19 protein-coding genes are annotated in these 20,878 nt (G+C 64.4%); 6 read left to right on the top strand and 13 right to left on the bottom strand.

All coding sequences use genetic code 11. The annotated features are described in order from the left end of the window. Positions 1-29 precede the first annotated feature (29 nt). The gene (locus tag AAGA68_09090) at positions 30-1,247 is read left to right on the top strand and encodes a M48 family metallopeptidase (GenBank protein ID MEM9385201.1); all 1,218 of its coding nucleotides are present in this window, start codon (positions 30-32) and stop codon (positions 1,245-1,247) included. On the opposite strand, the gene AAGA68_09085 is transcribed toward AAGA68_09090, so the two are convergent. Genes AAGA68_09085 through cmoB form a run of 3 tightly spaced genes read right to left on the bottom strand, consistent with a single transcriptional unit; the run spans position 1,237 to position 5,009 of the window. Next, complete coding sequence (locus tag AAGA68_09085) at positions 1,237-3,054, bottom strand: PQQ-binding-like beta-propeller repeat protein (protein MEM9385200.1); 1,818 nt, start codon at positions 3,052-3,054, stop codon at positions 1,237-1,239. The two genes, AAGA68_09090 and AAGA68_09085, sit on opposite strands and share 11 nt — an antisense overlap. Positions 3,055-3,099: 45 nt before the next feature. Beyond that, complete coding sequence (locus AAGA68_09080; GenBank protein MEM9385199.1) at positions 3,100-4,008, bottom strand: rhodanese-related sulfurtransferase; 909 nt, start codon at positions 4,006-4,008, stop codon at positions 3,100-3,102. Next, complete coding sequence (cmoB, locus tag AAGA68_09075) at positions 4,005-5,009, bottom strand: tRNA 5-methoxyuridine(34)/uridine 5-oxyacetic acid(34) synthase CmoB (GenBank protein ID MEM9385198.1); 1,005 nt, start codon at positions 5,007-5,009, stop codon at positions 4,005-4,007. The genes AAGA68_09080 and cmoB overlap by 4 nt, the downstream gene beginning before the upstream one ends. A 56-nt stretch (positions 5,010-5,065) precedes the next feature. On the opposite strand from cmoB, the gene AAGA68_09070 reads away from it, so the two are divergent. From AAGA68_09070 to AAGA68_09050, 5 genes are all read left to right on the top strand, one after another. Next, on the top strand, positions 5,066-5,776 hold the full coding sequence (locus AAGA68_09070; GenBank protein MEM9385197.1) for a methyltransferase domain-containing protein: 711 nt from the start codon (positions 5,066-5,068) through the stop codon (positions 5,774-5,776). 27 nt (positions 5,777-5,803) lie between these two features. Continuing rightward, positions 5,804-6,799: an MBL fold metallo-hydrolase gene (locus AAGA68_09065; GenBank protein MEM9385196.1), complete on the top strand. Its 996-nt coding sequence runs from the start codon at positions 5,804-5,806 to the stop codon at positions 6,797-6,799. Between the two features lie 192 nt (positions 6,800-6,991). Continuing rightward, complete coding sequence (speD, locus tag AAGA68_09060) at positions 6,992-7,456, top strand: adenosylmethionine decarboxylase (GenBank protein ID MEM9385195.1); 465 nt, start codon at positions 6,992-6,994, stop codon at positions 7,454-7,456. Continuing rightward, positions 7,453-8,310 carry a polyamine aminopropyltransferase gene (speE, locus tag AAGA68_09055; protein ID MEM9385194.1) on the top strand — a complete coding sequence of 286 codons (858 nt, stop codon included), beginning with the start codon at positions 7,453-7,455 and terminating at the stop codon, positions 8,308-8,310. Before speD ends, speE begins: the two co-directional genes overlap by 4 nt. After that, the gene (locus AAGA68_09050) at positions 8,294-9,508 is read left to right on the top strand and encodes a type III PLP-dependent enzyme (protein ID MEM9385193.1); all 1,215 of its coding nucleotides are present in this window, start codon (positions 8,294-8,296) and stop codon (positions 9,506-9,508) included. The genes speE and AAGA68_09050 overlap by 17 nt, the downstream gene beginning before the upstream one ends. Here the strand turns inward: AAGA68_09050 and AAGA68_09045 are convergent. The 10 genes from AAGA68_09045 to lgt all read right to left on the bottom strand — a co-directional run bounded on the left by AAGA68_09045 (position 9,505) and on the right by lgt (position 20,858). After that, positions 9,505-9,840 carry a hypothetical protein gene (locus AAGA68_09045; protein ID MEM9385192.1) on the bottom strand — a complete coding sequence of 112 codons (336 nt, stop codon included), beginning with the start codon at positions 9,838-9,840 and terminating at the stop codon, positions 9,505-9,507. The two genes, AAGA68_09050 and AAGA68_09045, sit on opposite strands and share 4 nt — an antisense overlap. 53 nt (positions 9,841-9,893) lie before the next feature. Then, positions 9,894-10,460, bottom strand: coding sequence for a hypothetical protein (locus AAGA68_09040; GenBank protein ID MEM9385191.1), 567 nt, complete (start codon positions 10,458-10,460; stop codon positions 9,894-9,896). 20 nt (positions 10,461-10,480) lie between these two features. Then, on the bottom strand, positions 10,481-12,691 hold the full coding sequence (gene malQ / locus AAGA68_09035) for a 4-alpha-glucanotransferase (GenBank protein MEM9385190.1): 2,211 nt from the start codon (positions 12,689-12,691) through the stop codon (positions 10,481-10,483). 239 nt (positions 12,692-12,930) lie between these two features. Further along, a complete protein-coding gene (locus tag AAGA68_09030) occupies positions 12,931-13,515 on the bottom strand; it encodes a redoxin domain-containing protein (GenBank protein MEM9385189.1) in 585 nt (194 codons plus the stop codon). Positions 13,516-13,792: 277 nt separating this feature from the next. Next, positions 13,793-14,440 carry a MarC family protein gene (locus AAGA68_09025; GenBank protein MEM9385188.1) on the bottom strand — a complete coding sequence of 216 codons (648 nt, stop codon included), beginning with the start codon at positions 14,438-14,440 and terminating at the stop codon, positions 13,793-13,795. 100 nt (positions 14,441-14,540) lie between these two features. After that, positions 14,541-16,484, bottom strand: coding sequence for a hypothetical protein (locus tag AAGA68_09020; GenBank protein ID MEM9385187.1), 1,944 nt, complete (start codon positions 16,482-16,484; stop codon positions 14,541-14,543). A 563-nt stretch (positions 16,485-17,047) separates the two neighbouring features. Further along, entirely contained in the window at positions 17,048-18,103 is a 1,056-nt protein-coding gene (locus AAGA68_09015; protein MEM9385186.1) for a hypothetical protein, read from the bottom strand. 166 nt (positions 18,104-18,269) lie between these two features. Then, a complete protein-coding gene (locus tag AAGA68_09010; GenBank protein ID MEM9385185.1) occupies positions 18,270-19,250 on the bottom strand; it encodes an NAD(P)-binding domain-containing protein in 981 nt (326 codons plus the stop codon). Between the two features lie 2 nt (positions 19,251-19,252). Continuing rightward, positions 19,253-20,047: a thymidylate synthase gene (gene thyA, locus AAGA68_09005; GenBank protein MEM9385184.1), complete on the bottom strand. Its 795-nt coding sequence runs from the start codon at positions 20,045-20,047 to the stop codon at positions 19,253-19,255. A 16-nt stretch (positions 20,048-20,063) separates the two neighbouring features. Continuing rightward, on the bottom strand, positions 20,064-20,858 hold the full coding sequence (lgt, locus tag AAGA68_09000) for a prolipoprotein diacylglyceryl transferase (protein ID MEM9385183.1): 795 nt from the start codon (positions 20,856-20,858) through the stop codon (positions 20,064-20,066). Positions 20,859-20,878: the final 20 nt, after the last annotated feature.

Raw genomic sequence — 20,878 nt, 5'->3', positions numbered from 1 at the left:
TGCCCCTCGCGACTGACCACAGGACCGCCATGAACGCTCACGATATCCGCTGCAGCAACGACCTAAAACTCTCCCAACAGCTGCTCGAACACCCCGACATCAAGCGGGTGAACTCTCAATTGGCGCAGCAAGCCGAGGATCACGGCGCGCTAAAGGTCCGCCGCCACCTGCTCGCCACCTCCGTGCGCCTGAGCGAGCGCATGGCGCCTCACGTGCACAAGATCGCAGATCGCTGCATCGAACGGCTCGGCATCGAGATACCCGTCGAGCTCTACGTCTTCGCCAGCCCCCAGTACAACGCGGCTTGCTTCAAGCCCGAGGACGGTCGCCTGTTCATCATGTTCGCCTCCAGCCTGCTGGAGCACTTCGACGATCAGGAGGTCGGCTTCGTGATGGGCCACGAACTCGGCCACCACCTGTACCGACACCACGACATACCCATTGGCCACGTTCTACGCGGACGGCAGAAACCCGACGCACGCTTGGCCCTGGAGCTCTTCGCCTGGTCCCGCTACGCAGAAATATCGGCAGACCGCGCCGGCGCCCATTGCACGGAAAAGCTCGGGACCGTTGCCAAGGCGCTATTCAAGCTCGCCTCGGGCCTCAGCGATCGCACCATCGCCTTCCAGCTCGACGATTTCCTGCGTCAGGTGGACGAGATGCAGGTGCACGACGGCGAACCCGGCCAGGGCGCACCGAAGGAGGACTGGTTCTCCACCCACCCCTTCAGCCCCCTGCGCGTGAAGGCCCTGGCCTTGTTCTATCGCTCCGCACTGGCCCAGCCAGACGGCACCCCCAAGGAGCAGCTTGAGGTGGCAGTGCAATCGATCATGAGCTTGATGGAACCCTCTTACCTGGAGGGTCGTACCGGCGTGGCCGAGTCCATGCGCCGGGCCCTCTTCGCGGCCGCGCTCGCGGTGGCAAACGCTGACGGTGAAATCACCGCGGCAGAGACCGAGGTATTCGAGAAGTTCTTCGGCAGCGGCAGCCTCAGCGATCGCATCGACGTGGAGAAGACCGTGGGCGAGCTGGACGCACGTCTCGCGACGGTGCGCGAGCAGGCAAGCTCATCCCAGCGCACGCAGCTGCTACGCGATCTCTGTCTGATCGCCGGCGCCGAGGATCACGTCGGTGAACTCGAGCGCGCGGTGATGGACGACGTTGCTGACAAGCTCGACCTCCCTCGAGGGCTGGTCTGCCAGACCCTAGACGGCACCGTCGAGCTGGGGCTCGCACCTAACGCCTAACATCGCCTTGCGCAGGCAGGGCGAAGGTGAGAATCGCATCGCCCGTGGCGAAACCGAACAGGGCGTTGCCACCGGCAGCGACCGCAACGTACTGGCGGCCGTCCACCGAGTAGGTCACGGGCGGCGCGTTGACACCGTAGGGGGCACGCCAACGCCACAGGCGCTCGCCATTCTCGGCATCGTAGGCATTGAAATGGCCGTCGCCCTCGCCACAGAAGAGCAGCCCACCGGCGGTGGCCAGCACGCCACCTACCAGAGGTTGCGCCGTACGCTGCTGCCAGCGAAGCCTACCCGTGCGCGCATCGAGGGCGGATAGCAAACCCCAGCGCTCCTCGCCGCTCAACTCCATGTACGCATAGCTACGCAAAGGCCCCTGAGATCCATCCAGCGAACGTATATAATAGGTAGCAGGCTGATGAATCGCAGCGACGAAGAAGCTCGCGCTCGCCGGCGAGTAGGCCATCGGTGACCAGGACGCGCCTCCCAAGATCGCCGGCGCCACCTCCACACCCTCGGCGGACGGCGCCCTAAACAGGTTGCGCTGGGGCACGAAAGGCTCGGAGCGCTGCAGCAGCTCGCCCGTGCGCCGGTCGTGCATGAAGATCCACCCGGTCTTACTGGCCTGAGCTACCACCTCGCGTATGGCACCGTCAATGAAGACGCTGGCCAGCACAGGCGGACTTGCCACATCGTAGCCCCAAACGTCGTGAGGCACCTGCTGGTAGGCCCAGGCCTCGCGGCCTGTCTTCAGATCGAGGGCGACGAGACTGACCGTGTCGCGATTGTCCCCGGGCCTGGACTCACCAGCCATCTGCGGCGCCGGATTGCCGGTGCCGATGTAGAGCAGACCCAGCTCGAGATCCACGGCCGGCGTGGTCCAGATCGAGCCACCACCGAGGCGCCAGGACTCGGCAAACTCCTCGGCTCGCACACGCTCCGCCTCACCGTCGCGATCCGCAAGCTCAGCCCCGTAGGCGGTTCGCTCGGCGTACTCTCCAGCCCAGTCGGGGCCCTGCACGCTGTACCATCGCCAGCGCTCTTGGCCCGTGTGGGCATCGTAGGCCACAAGAAAGCCACGCAAGCCGTTGAGGCCGCCCGCCAAGCCCACCACCGAGAGCGCCTCGCCCGCCTCGCGTTCGAGGTCTAAGTGAAGTCCGTAGCCGGCACCCGTGATACCTACGAGCACCGTGTCACCCACCACTTGCGGCGCCATGTTGGCGCTGTAGCCCGTGCCGCCCGTCACCTTAGCACCGCTGAAGGTACTGTCACCCATCAACGGCGTTATAGCCTCGCGAGCCTGGGCTTGCTGGCTGCGTGCCTCAGCATCCACGATCGGCGCCTGCCAAGCGAGCTCGCCTGTGCCCGCATCGAGGGCCACTAGCTGACCGTCTAGCGTCGCCATGTATACACGGCCATGGGCGACGCCGACGCCACGGTTGGCAGGACCGCAGCAGAACTCCTTCGTCGTCAACACGTGCTCGTAGCGCCAGCGTTGCGCGCCGCTCGCCGCATCGAGGGCGAGTACGTGATTGAAGGGCGTGGAGACGTACATGATGCCCTCGCGCACGATGGGCGTGGCCTGAAAGCTGCCACGCTTACCCGTATCCACACGCCAGGCGAGCTGCAAGTCCGCCACGTTGTCCGTGGTGAGTTGCTCAAGCTGGCTGTAGCGCCCGTTCGCTAAGTCGTTGCCGAAGACAGGCCAGTCCGCGTCGGCGGCGCCTGTAGCGCTCGCCACCGTCGCCAACGACAGCGCCGCGAACGCGCCCAGGCGCCTATTCCGATTCCCTGTCAGCCGGTTGTCCATATCCGTCGCTTTCCTCACGGCGAGGGCCAGAGCACTCGCAACTGTTCAACTAGTGGATTGCACCCGCGCTGCGGCAAGCTCGCGCTGGCGCTTACGCTCGGCGAATGACGCCCGCTGCGCTGGCGTGAGATCGTCGTAGCACGCCGGGCAGCTGATGCCCGCCTCGTAGTGTGGATGTTGGCGATCCTCGTCAGAAACGGGGCGACGGCAGGCATAGCACTGCGCGTAGCTGCCCGGCGCGAGGGCGCTATCCACGGCGACCCGCTCATCGAAGACGAAGCACTCGCCCCACCAGAGGGACTCGGCCTTCGCCACCTCGTCGAGGTACGCCAGGATGCCACCCTTGAGCTGACAGACCTCCTCGAAACCCGCGTGCAGCAGGAGTGCGCTGGCCTTCTCGCAGCGGATGCCACCCGTGCAGAACATCGCCACTCGCTTGTGCTCGGTGGGATCCAACTGCTGCGCGACGTAGTCGGGAAACTCGCGGAAGTTGCGCGTGCCGGGATCGGTGGCGCCCGCGAAGCTACCGATGCCAGTCTCGTAGAGATTGCGCGTATCCACCACCAACGTCTGCGGGTCGCGGATTAGGGCATTCCACTCGGCGGGCGGAACGTGCCTGCCCGTGCGCCTATCGGGTTCGATGCCGGGCACACCGAGGGTGACGATCTCCTGGCGGAGCTTCACCTTCATCTTACGAAAGGGTGAGTCCGGGGCCGTTGACCAGCGCGGCGTGAGGTTAGCCAGAGAAGCGCTCTCACCTAACCATACCAACAGGCTATGCAGAGCTTCCCGGCCACCCGCCAAGGTGGCGTTGATTCCCTCCGCGGCAAGCAGCACAGTGCCCGTGATCGCCAAGGCTTGGCACTGCGCCAACAAGGGCTCACGCAAGGCTTCGTACTCGGGCAGGGAGACAAAGCGGTAGAAGGTGGCGATATGCACAGCTGGGGCGCTCATGGGGCCTTGGCCAGCATGACGGCGCGCAGGGGCGCTGGGTGCCCCTCCACGGTACGCGACCGGTCCTCCGAGTCGAGGAAGTGCTCTAGGGAGCGGTATGGCATCCAGCGCGTAGTGCGCTGCTCTAGCGGCGTGGTGGGTGTCAGGTCGATCAGCTGCGGCTCGCGCAGACCCGCCTTGCGCAGCCAGCTCTCGAGGCTGGCCACACTCGGCAAAAACCAGACGTTGCGCATGCTCGCGTAGCGACCCTCCGGCACCAGCACCTCGTTCAACCCTCCGTCTATCACCAGCGTTTCCAACACCACTTCGCCACCGGGGGCGAGGACGCGGCGCAGCGCCTGTAGGTGATCCATCGGTGACCGTCGATGGTAGAGCACACCCATGGAAAATACCGAATCAAAGCAGCGCACTCCATCCTGCGGCAGCGCCTCCAACGGCAGGGGCAGCAGATGCAAGCGTGGCTCCTCGCCGAGGAAGTGTCGCAACACCCGATACTGCATCGCGTACAGGAGGTAGGGATCTAGGCCGAGTACGCAGGCGGGATCATCGGCGAGCATGCGCAGGGCGTAGTAGCCGTTGCCGCAGCCCACGTCGAGCACACGACGGCCCTTGAGGGGGGCGCAGGTCTCGCGCACGCGGTCCCACTTCAGATCGCAGCGCCACTCTGTGTCGAGGGAGACACCGCACAGACTGAAGGGCCCCTTGCGCCAGGGTATGAAGGCCTCCAGGCAGCGCTCGACTCGCTCCCGTGAACTGCTGTTTACGAGGTCCTCCTCGCGCCCGAGGCGAACGACCGGGCTGGCCACATCGACGATGCTGGGAGTCACGACCGGAAGCGACCCCAACGCCTCGCCCCAACGATCGAGGTCTCCGTGCACGCCGGGCGCGCAAGCGGCATCCGCCTGAGCCAACAGCGCTGGCAAGGCCGCCGCTAGCGGCGTACCCGCCGCGGCAGCCGCAAGGGCCTGCGCCTCATGTTCGGGACAAAACGGTGGCACCATAGGCAGCTTCTGGCCAACCGGGACCTTTCGGTCCCAGCCGCCGTCGAGGACTCGCGATGAAGAACGTGGGCGACATTATAGAAGCCGCCAACGCGGCCTGGACCTTTGGCGAAGGCGTGAGTGAGCGCTTCGACGAACACGTGGCGCGCTCGGTCCCCCTCTACTCCCAAAGCCACGCGTTGATCGCAGCCCTTTCCGACTACTTCCTCGGCGCCGGATCGCGCTGCTACGACCTCGGCTGCAGCACCGGAAGCCTCTGCGCCGCCCTGGCGGAGCGCAACATGGCCAAGCAGATCAAGGTCATCGGCATCGACAGCGAGGCTGGCATGATCGCGCGCGCCCGCGAACGCTGCGCGGACCGACCAGCGGTGGAGCTGATCGAGGCGGACCTGCTGGAGGTCACCCTAGAGCCCGCCGACCTGATCATCGCCTGCTACACCATGCAGTTCGTGCGCCCCCGTTGGCGCCAGGTGGTATTCGATCGTGTCTTCGAGGCGCTCAACTGGGGCGGTGCCTTCATTCTGTTTGAGAAGGTGCGGGCGCCCGACGCGCGCTTTCAGGACATCACGAGCGGCCTCTACGCCGACTACAAGCTGGAGCAGGGCTACAGCGGCGATGAGATCGTGGCCAAATCGCGCAGCCTCAAGGGTGTACTGGAACCCTTTTCGACGGCGGGCAACCTAGGCCTGTTGGAGCGGGCAGGGTTTATCGACGTCATGACCGTAATGAAGTACATCAGCTTCGAGGGCTTTCTGGCCATCAAGTAGCGGCGCGTAAGCACCCGTGGAGTTCCCTTGAGCCTGCCCCGCCTGATCCTTGCGATCACAACCTTGTGCATGGCACTTACCGCCGACCACGCCCTTGCCGATAGGGAAGCGATTGGGCAAAGCGTGGGCTGCAGCGCGGACGGCGTGTGGTTGCAAGTGCTCGGCTCCGGCGGCCCGGAGCTCTCTGCGGGGCGCGCCTCCTCCGGATATCTCCTGTGGCACGAGGGCGTGGCGCGAGTGCTGGTCGATGTGGGGGGCGGTGTCGCCTTACGGTTCAATCAGGCGGGCGCGCGCTTCGAGGATCTCGACCTCATCGCCCTGACGCACCTGCACATCGACCACAGCCTGGATCTGGCGGCACTCTTGAAGGCCTCTTACTTTGGCGTACGCAGGCGCGATCTGCCGGTGCTAGGCCCCACTGGTTCGCGCTTCACCGCGGATCTGCAGTCATTTGTCCGTCGCCTGTTGGCGAGTGACGGCGCGTGGCCCTATCTCGATGACTACCTAGACCCGCAGCGTGGCGATTACGCGATCACACCGCTAACCCTCGACGCTGAGAGCGATGCGCACTGGATGCATCGATTCGGCAGGACCCGCGACATCGCCGTCTCCGCAGTGGCCGTGCACCACGGGCCAATCCCCGCGATCGCCTATCGGGTCGACATCGGCGAGGCGACCGTGGTCTTCACGGGTGATACGACCAATCGCAACGACCGTATCCGCCTGCTCGCCGGTCAGGATACGGAGCTGCTGGTGGCTCATCATGCAATCACCGGTCGGAGCGGCCGCGGCGCCCGCGGCCTGCACATGCCGCCAGCGATGATCGGTCAGCTCGCCGCAGACACCGATCCGGACCTGCTCGTACTGTCCCATCGTATGCGTCGCACCTTGGGCCATGAGCTGCGCTCCCAGCAGAGCATCCGCCGCCGCTGGCGTGGCAACTTGGTGTTTGCCGAAGATCTCGACTGTTTCGCCGTGGTCCCTCGCGCGCGGCCCCCCGGTGCTCCCCTGCCGCACTCGTAAAGCGTGATCCACACCTCGTAACCTCACGCTGCGCACGCTTGCATTTCGGGTGAAAGCCCCTAGAATTTTGCGCTCCGCAGAAACCTTCGGGGTTTTTATGTTAGTCCGCTGACGGCACGCTGCCTCCTGACAAGAGGTGCGAAGGCGTGTCGATCCATACCGCCCTTTGTTCCTACGCAGGAGGTGCCTTGAATGGCGCAAAATTCCGTCGTTGCCTTCGCTGACCGCCCGGGATGGCCCAGCCACGACCAATCCCGCGACACCACCACCAGCGCCGATCACTTCGTTCAACGTGACGGCATCGAGTTCGCCGGCACGCACCTGATCGCCGACCTGTGGGGCGCCTCTCGCCTCGATGAGCTCGACCATATGGAGACCGCCCTGCGCGATGCCGTAGAAGCCGCCGGCGCCACTCTCCTCCACATCCACCTGCATCACTTCACGCCCAACGGGGGCATCTCCGGCGTGGCCGTGCTTGCCGAATCCCACATCAGCGTCCACACCTTGCCCGAGCGCGCCTTCGCCGCGTTCGACGTGTTCATGTGTGGTGACGCGAAGCCCTTAGCGGCGATCGACGTCCTAAAGCGCGCCTTCACCCCCTCGCGCACGCAGGTGGGTGAGCACATGCGCGGCATTGTGACGAAAGACGCCGAATGAAGCACTTTCGCGAGACTATGTACGACGCGCTCTCCCAGGACATGCGCATCGACAAGATGTACTTCGAAAGCGGCACCGGCCAGCAGCATTTGATGATCTTCCACAACGCGGTGCTCGGCCGGGTGATGACCCTCGATGGCATCGTGCAAACCACCGAAGCGGACGAGTTCATCTACCACGAGATGCTCACCCATGTGCCTGTGCTGGCGCACGGCAAGGCGCGCTCAGTGCTCATCGTCGGCGGCGGCGATGGCGGCATGCTGCGCGAGGTCTGCCACCACCGCGCCATCGAGCGCATCGTGCAGGTGGAGATCGACGAGAAGGTGATCGATATGGCCAAGCGGTGGTTGCCCAACCACTCCGCCGGCGCCTTCGACGACCCGCGCTTCAACCTGGAGATTGCTGATGGCCTCGAGTACGTGCGCACTGCGCAAGAGCAGTTCGACGTTATCATCTCCGATAGCACCGACCCGATCGGTCCGGGCGAAGCACTGTTCACCGAGGACTTCTACAGCGCCTGCAAGCGTTGCCTGAAGCCCGGCGGCGTGATGGTGACGCAAAATGGCGTTGCCTTCTTCCAGCTGGACGAGGTGCGCACCACGCACCAGCGGATGGCACCGGTCTTTGCCGACCACACCTTCTACAGTGCCGCCGTGCCTACCTACTACGGGGGCATCATGGCCTTCGGCTGGGCCTCGGACGATCCCAGTCTGCGCCGGGTCGATCGCGAGACCCTCACCGCGCGCCTGGCCGCTGCGGGCCTCGATACCCGCTACTACACGCCGGATATCCACCTAGGCAGCTTTGCCCTGCCGCGCTACGTGGAGAAGAGCCTGCGTGGCGACGACAGCTGAGCTTTCCGATCGCACGATCCTCACGGGCGATCGCCCCGCCGAGCGCGAGCGCCTCGAACGCCTGATCGAGGAACATGGCTCGCCCCTGTTGGTGTTCGATCCCAGTGTCCTGCAGCGCCAATACGAGACGTTGGTCGACGCCCTGCCGGGAGTCGATCTCTACTACGCGGTCAAAGCTCACCCGAACGCGCACATCGTGCGCACCCTCGATGAGCTAGGGGCGGGTTTCGACGTCGCATCCTCGGGAGAAATGGACTTGCTGCTGGAGCTGCGCATCTCCGGCAGGCGCACGATCCATACCCACCCGGTGAAGAAGGACCGTGAGATTCGCGACGCCCTACGCTTTGGGGCGACCACCTTCGTGGTCGACAACCTCGAGGAGCTGCGCAAGCTCGCACCCTACCGCAAGCGGGTCGGAGTCTTGCTCCGGGTGAGCTTCCGCGCACCTAGCGCGCGCATCGACCTATCACGAAAATTCGGCTGCACGCCCTACGAGGTGAGCAGCATCGTGCGCGCCGCGAGCGAGCTCGGCGTGCATATTCGCGGGCTCTCGTTTCACGTCGGCTCGCAGGTGCCCGATGCGGACAAGCACGTGGAAGCTATCTATGCCTGCGCGCAGCTCATGATCTCCCTCAATGAGCGGCTTTCCTCGCCCCTGGCCACGCTCGACATCGGGGGTGGTTTTCCGGCGGACTATCGCCTGGAAGGGCTCGATCTGCACGCCTTCTGCCGACCTATCCGCCGCGCCTTGCGCGCGCTGCCGAGCGACTGGCATCTGATGGCAGAGCCGGGGCGCTGCTTGATCGCCCCCGCCGTACGCAGCGTCACGACGATCACCGGACGCAGCTCACGCGCCGGTCATCGCTGGTACTTCGTAGACGACGGCGCCTATGGTTCCTACAGCGGGCAGGTGTTCGACCGCACCGTGTATCCCCTGCAGGTCTTCCGCGATGGCCCCACCGCACCGAGCATGATCGCCGGCCCGACCTGTGACAGCATCGACATGATTGCCGAAGACATTCCCTTACCGGCGCTGGAGGTCGGCGACTTGCTGATAGGACACCAGATGGGCGCATACACGGCAGCGACCAAAACGCGCTTCAACTCGCTGCCAGACGCTAGATTCGTCGTCGACAGGGTCGCCGTCGACCCTGATAAGGGCGCACTCGAGACTCCGAGCCGCGCTACGAGCGCCTAAGCGCGGCGGTTGCCACCCGGTCCGCGCGGCGTAACCTTCACCCGCGCCTTGCCTTTGCGGGCAGTCGGCTTAGGCCGCTTCTTCTTGCGCACGGTGCGCTTGGCTTCCAGGCTGGGAATAGCATCGGCGTTGGAAAAGTCTCCACCCCACCGATCGCGGTGCATCGCCTCGGCTTCCTCGCGCACCCGTGCATGGCGGTTGGTCAGCAGTAGCGAGGAAGGATCGCACCTGCGTGCGCGCAGGATGCCGAGATCCACGGCGGCATCAAACAGGCTCGGGTACCAGCGCTCCCAGCCTGGCATCGCCTTATCGACCTGATCCTTCAAACTCACGCCAACGCTCTCCACGTTGCTGTTTTGGGGCGCCCGCGAGCGCGCCGATGACATCAGGGAGCAGGTGGCCACATGGCGGCCATCGCACCTGCCGTTAGCAGCGAGAACACGGTCGCGTCGAGCAGACCGCGCAGTACGTTGCTCCAGGGCTTACCGTACCAGATTGCTTCCGGGATAAGCGCGGACCCGTGCGCCAACAGCGCCATCACGGCGACCGGCGGAAACACCGAGTGGTAGGAAGCCCCCAGGGGAACAAAGGTCTGTGTCGCCCATGCGATTGCTGCACACACGATAACGTAGTGGGCAAGCGTCAGCAGCAGGTGACGACGGATCGATGGCACGCGGTTCGGCAAGACCGTCAAGAAGGCGACGGGACCCCCGACGAAGCGTTCGCGACCTTCCGGTGTAGTCGCATCTTCCCAGCGATCCAGGTGAGGCAGTAAGTACTGGCCACGCTTTAGGGACTGGCGCCGCAGAGCCTCGGCGAAGGCGGCCTCATCGTTCACCGGTCGATACTCGCCGATATGGTGCGGCAGGGCCATCCACGAGGCAGCACTCGCCAGCCACACGAAGCCCGCGGCCAACATCACGGGAAGGGCGAAGGTAAGCGCGAAATCCATTAGCGCCTCCAGCATAGCGCTTAGGGCTGCAGGCGCCTCAAGGACGCGCGTGCGCGCGCTGCGCAGAGACGCTCGAGAACGCGAGCCACGCGATCGCTAGCGAGCCAGTCCTCCCAATCCGCCGTCAGCTTACGGGACCAGTTACGGTACTCCAGACACGTCCCTGGCACGTTCACTGGATCGCGGATCTCCAGCAGATCCTCCGGCGCGATCGTGAGTAGAGCGGCGTGGCTTCGGCCTAGGAATTCCACTAATGCACTGAGCAGAGCGTAGTCGATCGGCGCCCCGGAAGAGGCGACGGACCAGCCCTGAGGCAATAGCCCTTCCGTCTCGAGTGCGCGGAGCATGCGCTCACGATCGAGCTGACGCTCTCGGTAGCTTTCCTCCCGGATTTGTCCGTCCGGGAAAAGGCGCAGCTCATCGCGTAGATGCAAATCATGCTCTTCCCACCACCCCCACAAGGTGGGCAGGTCGTGAGTTGTGGGCGTGGCGAGGGCTTGATCGCGGTAGGCTCCCGGCAGCAAGAACTCCTGGTCGTTTGACTTCTCGAAGTACAGCACGCGGTAGGAGTACACCCCTGCGCTTTGGAGCGGGCCACGAATCTCGTCGGGTACCGTGCCGAGATCCTCGCCGATCACCATGCACTCGTTGCGCCGGCTTTCCAGCGCCAGGATGCCAAGCATGTCCTCCATGGGGTAGCGCACGTAGGCGCCCTCAAGCGCAGATTCTCCCGTCGGCACCCACCAAAGGCGCATCATGGACATCACGTGATCGATGCGCAGGGCACCGCAGTGGCGCATGTTCGCGCGAATCAAGGTAGTGAAGTCGCGGTACGCGCGCTCGGCGAGGCGAAGGGGATGGATCGGCGGCGCGCCCCAGTTCTGGCCCTGGAGGGCGAGCCGATCCGGCGGCGCCCCAACGCTCGCATCGAAACAGTACAAGGCCTGCTCACCCCATGCCTCGGCGCCGCCAGGGTCTGCCCCAACGGCCAGATCGCGGTACAAACCGACGTTCATCCCGGCGCTCAAGACGGACTGCTGAGCGAGGCCAAGCTGCTCATCGGCCAACCACTGCAGGTACTCGAAGAACCTCACGCGCGAGCTTCGCGCAGCGGCAAACTCAGCCACCGCTGGCGACTTTGGCTCGTGAAAGGACTCGGGCCACTGCTGCCAGCCGACGCTCTGGGGATCCTGATCCTGGAAGTGCTCCGCCAGCGCGTCGTAGAGCACTTGATGCACCAACGGCTCGCCCATCTCCGCAACGAAGTTCTGCATCGCCAGCGCACGCCCACTGCCACGCTGGATATGCGTGGTATTGAAGTAAGCAAACATGCGCTCGAGGACATCGAGCTTTAACCTAGCCACGCGCTCGTAGTCCACGTGGGTCGCCTCGCGAACACGTTCCAGCTGGTCCTTGAAGCCATCACTAGCCGCAAGCTGCTGCGCTTGCTCGCACTGGTCGAACTCGGGCACGGCCGGGATATCGATGTACAAGGCGTTGAGCATGGCCCGGCTCGACGGACTGTATGGGCTGGCGTGCTGCGGGCGGTGTGGGTACAGCGAATGCAGGGGGTTGAGACCGATGTAGTCAGCTCCGGCATCGCGCAGGGCTGGCGCCATGCGACGCAGATCCCCCAGGTCACCTATGCCCCAGTTCTCCCTGGAGCGCAGGGTGTAGAGCTGCAACCCCAAACCGAAGGTGTGTTCGTCGCGGGTAACCTCCTCGGGCCCATAACCGGTTTCTGGGGCGATGATCAGGCGCGAGGAAACGTCGAGCTCGCCGTCCTCAGAGCGCAGGCGAAAGTCGTGGTAGCCGGGGGCGAGATCGAGGGGCAGCTGCAGAAGGTACTGACGATGCTCGACCCCATCCACCTCGCGCACGGCCTTCGGACTGCGCTCACTGAAGGACACGACCCCTTCGCGATACTCGCCGTTTTCGAGGGCGATGCCCCAGGTAATAGGTGCTTGGCAGTGCTTGACGGACAGGCGCACAGGGACGAGGGGGCGCGCGTGCTCGCGGAGCACGATTGCCGGACGCAGGGCATCCCGCCAAGGCTGTAAGGCAAGCCGGTCGAGCTCGGCGTCGATCGCCTGCTCGTCATCGACGTTCACGCCCATAGCGCGCAACAGGGCGGCTTTCGTATCCGCAGACACGATGCAATGACGGCCCTGGTAATCGAAGTAATCGGGCTGGATGCCACAGGCTTCGGCCAGCCTGTCGAGACTGCTCACGGGGGCCGCTTAGCTCCGCTCAGATCTTCCGCGTCAACGGTAAATGCAACGGGAGCGGCCGCCTCTTGTCGCCAGATGACGCCGTGTTATGTAGCACCGCCCACAGACGCGCCCGACCGGCCGTTCCCCAAGGCGAAGAGTATTGCACGGCCTCGCCTTGCGGCCTAGGAACCGAGCCCGCTTCGCAGCTTCTTTCGCAGCGCCGCAGTCGCCTGATAGCCCTAGTGCCTGCCCAGTACCTAGGCGGACTCGTCGAGCAGCCCGCGCAGCGCTCGCTCCACCTGCCGCGCCTGGTCAGTGCCCGCGTGCGTCTCGCCGATAAAGCGGTAGCGAATGCGCCCCCGCTTGTCGATCAGGTAGTAGGTCGGCCAATAGCGATTGCCAACGGCGCGCCAATAGGAGAAGTCGTTGTCGATCATGATCGGATGGCGCAGCTTGAACTCCTGCGCCTTAGCCGCCACGGCGCTGCGCTCCCGTTCGCGCTCGAACTCCGGCGCATGCACACCGATCACCTGCAAGCCCTGCTGCCCAAACTTCGCCTCCAGCCCGTTCAGCCAGGGGAAGGAGCGGTAGCAGTTCCAGCACTCGAAGGCCCAAAAATCCACCAGCAATACGCTGCCCCGCAGTGATTCCAGGGTCAGGGGATCGCTGTTCAGCCAATCCTGAGCTGCCGTGTGAGTGAAGGCGGGCGCAGGCGTCGGTGTGATTGTGCCGCGCTGGTGGGGCGCGCCTATGGCCAAGCCAACGGCGAGGCTCACCAGCAAGAACATCGCAAAGGCCCACGCCCCTAGGCGCCGGGACGCGACAGGCCGACTGACAACCATTCGGAGCTCTCCTGCAGGCGGCGTCTAGGGGGCCTTATGCTGCCTCGCAAATGACACACAAGTATCACAGGCGCCGTAGGCTCCACGGTGGCCGCCGGGCGTCACCCAGCGCGGGACTGGTACGTCAAGCGGCCGCCGACCGAGGCGCAGCCGTCCGTATCGTCGGCGCAGCCCCTCCTTGAGCTGTTTCCCACCTATGCGCTGCATTCGGTGTAGGCGTTGGGCGGCTCGCTGGGATCAGCCGGTGCGGGCACGAGCGGTGAGTGATAGTCACCAGCTAGAGGTTGAAGGCGCCCTTAGTGCCGACGACGAGCATCTCGAGTGCCAGGGCCGAGAGCAGGACGCCGAGAATTCGCGTCAGTGCGCCCACTACGCTATCCCCTAGGGCTTTCAGCAGAGGAATGGCCAGAAGGAAGATCGCGAGCGCTAGAATCATGTTCGCCAGCACGGCGGACAACACCACCGCGTGGGGAATCAAGCCCGGGTGCTCGGTCATGAAGACCATCACCGAGACGATCACCCCTGGACCGGCCAACATGGGAATGCCAAGGGGAAACACGGAGACGTCCGGCGCCGGATCGGAGGCTTCCTGGGCGTTCTCCTGCACGTCATGGGCACGCTCCTCACGGCGCTCCGTGCGCTTCTCGAACACCATCTCCAGAGCGATCAGAAACAGCAGGGCACCGCCTGCCATGCGAAAGGAATGGATGGATATGCCCATATGGTCGAGCAGCCAACGACCACCGAGGGCGAAGGCGAAGATCACGATGGAGGCCACCAGCACCGCCTGCACTGCCGTGCGGCGGCGGTAGGCCGCATCGCCGGCGGCAGTCAGCGTGACGAACACGGGCGACATACCGATCGCGTCGATCAGCAGGAAGAACGTGACGAAGGCACTAACGAAGAGGTCGATGGGCGATTCCATGGGCGCTGTATCGGCGGGGATGGAAAAAAATAAGGCGGGAGCCGAAGCTCCCGCCCTATCGGTTAGGCACTTACCCCCGCCGTGGCGGGGCTAACCTGCCTTAGAACGTCTGCGAAGCGACGTTCGAGGTCTCACAGGCACTCAGATCCACGGCCTGAGCCAGGATCGTGCGACCAGCAGCCTGGCCGGGAATGTTGCGAGTGATGGTGGCGTTACCAGCACCGTCTGCACGGGCGAAGCCGATCAGGCGAGCGTTGGTCAGATCCACCGTCGTGGTGCAGTTACCGAGGCTGATTGCAGAAGAACCTGCGGAAGAGCCGATGTAGAGAACTACGCCACTGTTGGCAGAGCCGTTGCTGGTGTTGAAGTCGTTGGCAACGCCAGCGATGCCAGGATCAGCCGGAGCCAGGGTGAAGTCGGTGGGCTGTACGCCGGTGCAGCTCGGGAAGTTCCAAGCACACACGCGGGTGTTCCACTCGAAGCTACCGGTCTCGGCCACGTACTCCTGGAACGTCCAGAAGGTGCAACCGTCGGAAGGATCGAGGCTCGTGGAGGAGTAGTCACCCCAGCGGCCGCCGCCACCAGTCTGCGCACCGGTACCGGCCACACACTCGACCTCCTGCTGCACGGTACCAGCCGGATCAGTGGTCTCACGACCGGTCACATAGACGCTCGTGAAGTCACCGTTGCCGCCACGGGTGTAGGCCAGACCGAGGTTACCCACAGTATCCAGCGCCACGGAACCCATCCAACGCTCGAAGCCATCGTTCGGCGCCTGGGTGCCGGTGTCGATGAGCGAGATGTTGTTGTAGTCGTCAACGTCGAGGATAGCCCAACGCATGCCGCCGCGGTCACCGCCAGCGTCAACAGTGTGCGCCAGCGCGAGCTGGTGCTGACCGTCGATCACAGCGTGGTTGGCGCGGTACATGGTGAAGAAGGCCAGCGTGTCGAGGTTGTCGCCACCGGGCTGAGGCACGTCGCCGAGGTTATCGTCAAAGGCTGGCACGGAGACCGTCGGCAGCGTGGTGAAGGTACCTGCGCCCGGGAAGTTCTCGCAGAACTCGAAGAAGCGGTAGGTGGCAGGCGCTTCGGCCACGGAGAACAGCGGGCAAGCACCGCCCGGAGCGTTGGACAGAGCCTGCACGGAGCCCGGCTGTGCACCGTCGTAGGTGAAGAAGCCGCCCGGCATCACAGTGGTCGTAAAGCCAGCAGCGGCACCTGCGAGCATGGCGTCACGGTCGAACAGCACGGCAGTGATGTCACGCGCCGCGAAGGGGTTGCCCTGCGGGGTGAAGTTACGACCGGTGTACGTGTAGGCGCTCTGGGTACCGTCTTCGCTGGCCCAAACACCAACCTTCGGGTAGTCGTTGAACGCGTTCGGCTCGACGACGAACTCGTAGAGCGTGTAAGGACCTGCGGGATCTTCACCGTCGGAGATAGCGAAGCACTGCACGCCCTGGAACGGAGCGAACTGGTTGAACACCCAACGACCAACATCTTCGTCGTAGATGATGATGGGGTCGCCGTTGTTGTTAGCCTCACAGGGACCGCCGAAGCCAGCCCAGAAGCTGTTACCGGCAAAGGGACCGCCAACGATGTTGCCTGCCTTGTCGTAGTACGACCAGGTCAGGTTGATGTAGCTCACCGCGAAGTCGCGACCCACATCCCCGTTGGTGTCAGGCGGCTGAATGCGGAAGCCGAACAGCGCGCTGTTGTCGTCGCTGGACGGGCCGTCGAAGCTCAGGCTCAGGGCCGGAGCGAGGACAGGGTTGTGCGCGGGATCGACCAGCGCGTCCTGCACCAGGTCGGTCAGCTGGCGAGAGAACGTGGTCTTACCGAGCTGGTTGGGAACAGAAGCGGGCGCGCCGCCGCTGCGCTGCGGGCCCTGGAGGGCCTGCAAGTCCTGAATCTTCAACGCACCGGTGTGAGCGTGTCGCGAGGACATTCTCAGATCGCCGGTAACGGGTTCTGCCGCAAACGCAGCGCTGGTGCTGAGCGCGAGTGCTGCGATGCCCGCAGAGGCTGCAATGCCGTAGCGGTTCATGTGTTGACCCCCTGGTCGTAATGAATTTGCCAACAGGCAGGCGTGCGTTTTGCGTGTTGTTGCCTGCTGCTGGGAGTCCGGACTATACGGCGCACCGGTCGCAAAAACCAACCCGAGGACTTATGCCAAGGCAGCGCTGCCAAAACACCGTCTGTCAGCGGCATTTCCCCCTGCGACAATAAGTCGCAGACGTGTTTCTGCGGCGCGACAATAAACGGCCTGAGAGCGCGCGCAGCCACCCATTTATGTGATGTTTCGATGGCATCAAACGCAGCCTGCAATAGCTATGGAAATCCATAGCTTAGACTAAGTGCTCGATATCGCAACGGTTTCCGCGGAAATTCGTGGCAGCGTGTCGCACCGCAATGGTTTCTGTTGAAACCACGGCGCTTCGACAACTTCCGCAGCGCTGGACAATCGGCGGGAGGAAGCAACTGTCGGGGATTACCGTCGCTGGGGGAGGATGGACTTCAAGGCGCGTGCGGCGCGCGGCTGTACATGAGGGCATTGAGCGACCAGGATGGCGCGCGCTGCGGTGCGCCATCCTGGACTGTAAGGGGCGCTCAGCGGGCGTCCTCGTCGTCGATAACGCCAAGCTCACCCAGCACGTATTGCTCGAGGAGCCGGCGCGTATCCGCGTGGACGCCCTCCTCGAACATCGCCGCCTCAAGCTGCTGCTGCACCGCCACCAAGGTTGCCGGCTGATCCATCGCGTGAGCGACGCCCAAGGCCTCGCGGACCACGCTCGGAGAGTTTGCCCCGAGCATCGGTAACACCACGGACAGGTCCCTCGCATCATTCGCCGTTGCCAGGCCCTTCAGGGCGGTCACGACCAACAGGGCCTGGGCGCTGACCAAATCCAACTGCGGCCCAGCGCGCAGCAGCACCTTGCGGTGTTCTTCATGCAGCCAAGGGGCAGCGGGGCCGCCGGGGAACTTCGCCGCCGCATCGAGCAGGAACTGGCGCAGCTGAAGGGGCAGGTCGTGCCGGGCCAGCGCGGCCTTGATGACTTCGATGTCCTGCGCCTCGAAGACGGGACCGAGCTCGTTGCGCACGTACAGCTCTTCGATGGCGAAGGCTTGGTTGCGCGGGCCGCCTTCGGAAATCAAGGTCAGCACGGCGTCCAAACGCTCGCGATCGGACGGCTGCCTATCGCCTCTCGCACGGCTAAATAGAAAGCGCAGAGCCGGCGTGTCCGGGAACACGGTGGCGATGCGTCCACCCCGTAGGCGCAGCACCCGCGGCCCCTCAGGATCCAGAAACTTCGCGTCGCGAAACTGATCGTTGGAGCCCACCCGGGTGAACGCTACGAGGTAGCGTTGGCCGATCACCAGGTCACCGAAGGCTCCTTCCTCGGCGCGAACGGAAAACTCCGCCTCCTCTGCCGTTCCGCTCAGCAGGCTATCAACCCGCAGCTTCATATGCGTGAGGTTGGGCTTGTCCAGGACCGTCGCGGCGACCACGTTGTTGGTGCCGCGCGTGAGTTCCACGGAGGGCGGATCCACCGGCCGTGCCGCCTGCACTGCCACCAGCGGGAGCAGCGCGAGGATGGTCCCCAAGGCACCGAACCAACGGTTGGCTCGGGGGGGATGCACGCTCTGGAATTCTTGCTTGTTCATTCTCTCGTTGCCTCGAGCTAGCTGGACTTAAGGTCCGCAGGGTTGGCCGCTTGCGGGCAGTTCGGGGCCCGGATGGTATCACCCCAGGAAGGCTGATACGGCGTACCGACCGCCAGTGTCGAGGCTCGCGGTTTGAACGACTCTGGGCAGAGTCGTTCGCCTTAGACTAGGCGAAGAAATCGAGCTCCGTACCCACGCCCTGCGCCACAGCCCGCTCGTAGGCCAAGGCCGCCACAGCTACATCCTGGATGGCGAGGCCTGTGGAATCGAACACCGTGAGGTCCTCCTCGTTCAGCCGGCCCGCCGCATCGCCGGCGAGCACCGCGCCGAGGGTGCCGGCGAGGTCACTGAGCGCCAGCTCTTCCCTCGCCAAAGGTACATTGACCTCACCGCTGCCCTGGGCTTGCACCAGATCGTCGACGATGACCAGGGCCTCGCGCAGGATCTCGGTCTGCAACTCCTGCTTGCCGTGAGCGTCTGCGCCCATCGCGTTGATATGGGCGCCCGGCTGCAACCACTCGCGCCGCACCAACGGTTCGCGCGATGGGGTCGCGGTGCAGACGATATCGCAGGCCGCGGCTGCTTCCAGGGAGACGGCTTGCGCGCCGACCGAAGTTGCGAACACCTGCGCCTTCTCCTCGTCGCGGTCGGCAACCAAGATCCGAGTGGGGGCGCGTGCTGCCAACACGGCACTCAGGAGGTAGGGCGCCTGGGCTCCACAGCCGATGATGCCGACCGTGCGTGCATCACCGCGGGCCAGCACACGCGTGGCCAAGCCCGCGGACGCGCCGGTGCGCAGCGCCGTGATCAGCGTGGCATCCATCATCGCCAGAAGGTCGCCGTTCGCCGGGTCGCTCAGCAGGTAAACACCGCGGACCGTCGGCAAGTGGAAGCGAAGCGGATTGTTAGGATGCGAATTGATCCACTTCACGCCCGCTCGCTCCCCCACCAGGGCCGGCATCGCGCGCAGATCGCCCATGTGATTGGTAAACTCAAGGTACACCTTCGGCGGCATCTGCGTCTCGCCGCGCGCGTGGGCGACCAGTGCTGCCTCCACCGCCTCCATAACCGCAGGCATGTCGATCAGCTGGGCTACCTGGGATTTGGTCAGAAGGCGCGTGCCCTGGCCGGCAGAACCCACCACCATCGTTAAACCGCCACCGGCGCGCTGATGGGCGGGTAGCTTTGATAGTCCTGCATGTCGAAGTCCTCGTAGGCGTAATCGAAGATCGAAGGTGGATGGCGCTTTAGCACCAGCGTTGGGGGCGCCAGCGGTTGACGTTCAAGCTGCGTACGCACCTGGTCGAGATGATTGAGGTAGAGGTGGCAATCGCCCCCGGTCCACACGAAGTCACCTACCTGGAGATCGCACTGCTGGGCCAGCATGTGGGTAAGCAAGGCGTAGGAGGCGATATTGAAGGGCACGCCGAGAAACAAATCGCAGCTACGCTGGTACAGCTGGCATGAAAGGCGCCCTTGCGCCACGTAGAACTGGAAGAGGGCATGGCAGGGCATCAGCGCCATGTGCTCGAGCTCCCCCACATTCCAGGCGCTGACGATTATCCGACGCGAATCTGGGCTCTCGCGCAGCTGTTGAACGACTCGCGCGATTTGATCGACCTCGCCACCAGCTGCGGTGGGCCAGCTGCGCCACTGGCGCCCGTAGACCGGGCCGAGCTCACCCTGCTCATCCGCCCACTCATCCCAGATGCTGACCCCGTTCTCGCGCAGGTAGGCGATGTTGGTGTCGCCCTTGAGAAACCAGAGCAGCTCGTGGACGATCGATCGCAGGTGCACGCGCTTGGTGGTGACCAGCGGGAAGCCCTCGCCGAGATCGAAGCGCATCTGATGAGCGAACACGCTGAGCGTGCCCGTGCCCGTGCGATCCTCCTTACGCACACCGTTCTCCAGGACGTGACGCAGCAGATCTAGGTAAGCACGCATACGCTCACCGCCCCCCCTACGCGGCCGCCGACGCAGCACCACGGTGCGCCCGCATAAACAACCATAGGCCAATAACAAGCATAGGCAGGCTTAACACCTGGCCCATGGTAAGCCAACCGAAGGCCAGGTACCCATCATCGCCAAGGTGCGCATCAGGCGTGCGCACGAACTCGACGAGAATTCGGAAAACGGCGTAGCCTGCCAGCATCACGCCGCTGATGGCACCCGTGGCACGGGGGCGCGCTGAGTAGACCCACACGATGATGAAGAGCAGCACACCCTCGAGTGCTGCCTCGTAGAGCTGAGAGGGGTGCAGGACCTTGCCGTCCACCTCAAAGCCCCAGGGCACGGTGGTCTGACCGCCCCACAGCTCGCCGTTGATGAAGTTTCCGATACGGCCGAAGAACAAACCGGGTGGCACGGCGGGGACCATGAAGTCGGTGACTTCCAGAAAGCCCTTGCCCGCTCGGCGCGCGAACAGGGCCATGGCCACGGCCACGCCGGAGATACCGCCGTGGAAAGACATGCCTCCGTCCCAGATTCGCAACAGGTAGAGGGGGTCCTGGAGCAAGGCCTCCGTGCCGTAGAACAGCACGTAGCCCAGGCGGCCGCCGAGGAGCACGCCGAGCATGCCGTAGAAGATGATCTCCTCGACATGTTGGACGGTCCAACACCCGTCGCTGCGCAGGGCGCGGTGGCGCAGGAGGAGCCAGCAGGCCAGAAAGCCGAGGATGTAGGTCAGGCCGTACCAACGTACCTTGATCGGCCCGAGGGCGATGGCGACGGGGTCGAATTCCGGGTACTTGATCATGACGCGCGATTGTAGCGCGT

The sequence above is a fragment of the Pseudomonadota bacterium genome, assembly GCA_039193195.1.
Taxonomy (GTDB): domain Bacteria; phylum Pseudomonadota; class Gammaproteobacteria; order Steroidobacterales; family JBCBZW01; genus JBCBZW01.
Note: the sequence above shows the minus strand (reverse complement) of the source record. Positions and strands in the feature narration are given on the sequence as shown.

Excerpts from the sequence above, each read along its gene's own strand:
- cmoB (MEM9385198.1), bottom strand. The coding sequence starts at position 5,009 with ATGGTGCCACCGTTTTGTCCCGAACATGAGGCGCAGGCCCTTGCGGCT.
- speE (MEM9385194.1), top strand. The coding sequence starts at position 7,453 with ATGAAGCACTTTCGCGAGACTATGTACGACGCGCTCTCCCAGGACATG.
- AAGA68_09070 (MEM9385197.1), top strand. The coding sequence starts at position 5,066 with ATGAAGAACGTGGGCGACATTATAGAAGCCGCCAACGCGGCCTGGACC.
- lgt (MEM9385183.1), bottom strand. The coding sequence starts at position 20,858 with ATGATCAAGTACCCGGAATTCGACCCCGTCGCCATCGCCCTCGGGCCG.
- thyA (MEM9385184.1), bottom strand. The coding sequence starts at position 20,047 with ATGCGTGCTTACCTAGATCTGCTGCGTCACGTCCTGGAGAACGGTGTG.
- AAGA68_09090 (MEM9385201.1), top strand. The coding sequence starts at position 30 with ATGAACGCTCACGATATCCGCTGCAGCAACGACCTAAAACTCTCCCAA.
- speD (MEM9385195.1), top strand. The coding sequence starts at position 6,992 with ATGGCGCAAAATTCCGTCGTTGCCTTCGCTGACCGCCCGGGATGGCCC.
- AAGA68_09025 (MEM9385188.1), bottom strand. The coding sequence starts at position 14,440 with ATGGAATCGCCCATCGACCTCTTCGTTAGTGCCTTCGTCACGTTCTTC.
- AAGA68_09080 (MEM9385199.1), bottom strand. The coding sequence starts at position 4,008 with ATGAGCGCCCCAGCTGTGCATATCGCCACCTTCTACCGCTTTGTCTCC.
- AAGA68_09010 (MEM9385185.1), bottom strand. The coding sequence starts at position 19,250 with ATGGTGGTGGGTTCTGCCGGCCAGGGCACGCGCCTTCTGACCAAATCC.
- AAGA68_09030 (MEM9385189.1), bottom strand. The coding sequence starts at position 13,515 with ATGGTTGTCAGTCGGCCTGTCGCGTCCCGGCGCCTAGGGGCGTGGGCC.
- AAGA68_09020 (MEM9385187.1), bottom strand. The coding sequence starts at position 16,484 with ATGAACCGCTACGGCATTGCAGCCTCTGCGGGCATCGCAGCACTCGCG.
- AAGA68_09015 (MEM9385186.1), bottom strand. The coding sequence starts at position 18,103 with ATGAACAAGCAAGAATTCCAGAGCGTGCATCCCCCCCGAGCCAACCGT.
- AAGA68_09040 (MEM9385191.1), bottom strand. The coding sequence starts at position 10,460 with ATGGATTTCGCGCTTACCTTCGCCCTTCCCGTGATGTTGGCCGCGGGC.
- AAGA68_09085 (MEM9385200.1), bottom strand. The coding sequence starts at position 3,054 with ATGGACAACCGGCTGACAGGGAATCGGAATAGGCGCCTGGGCGCGTTC.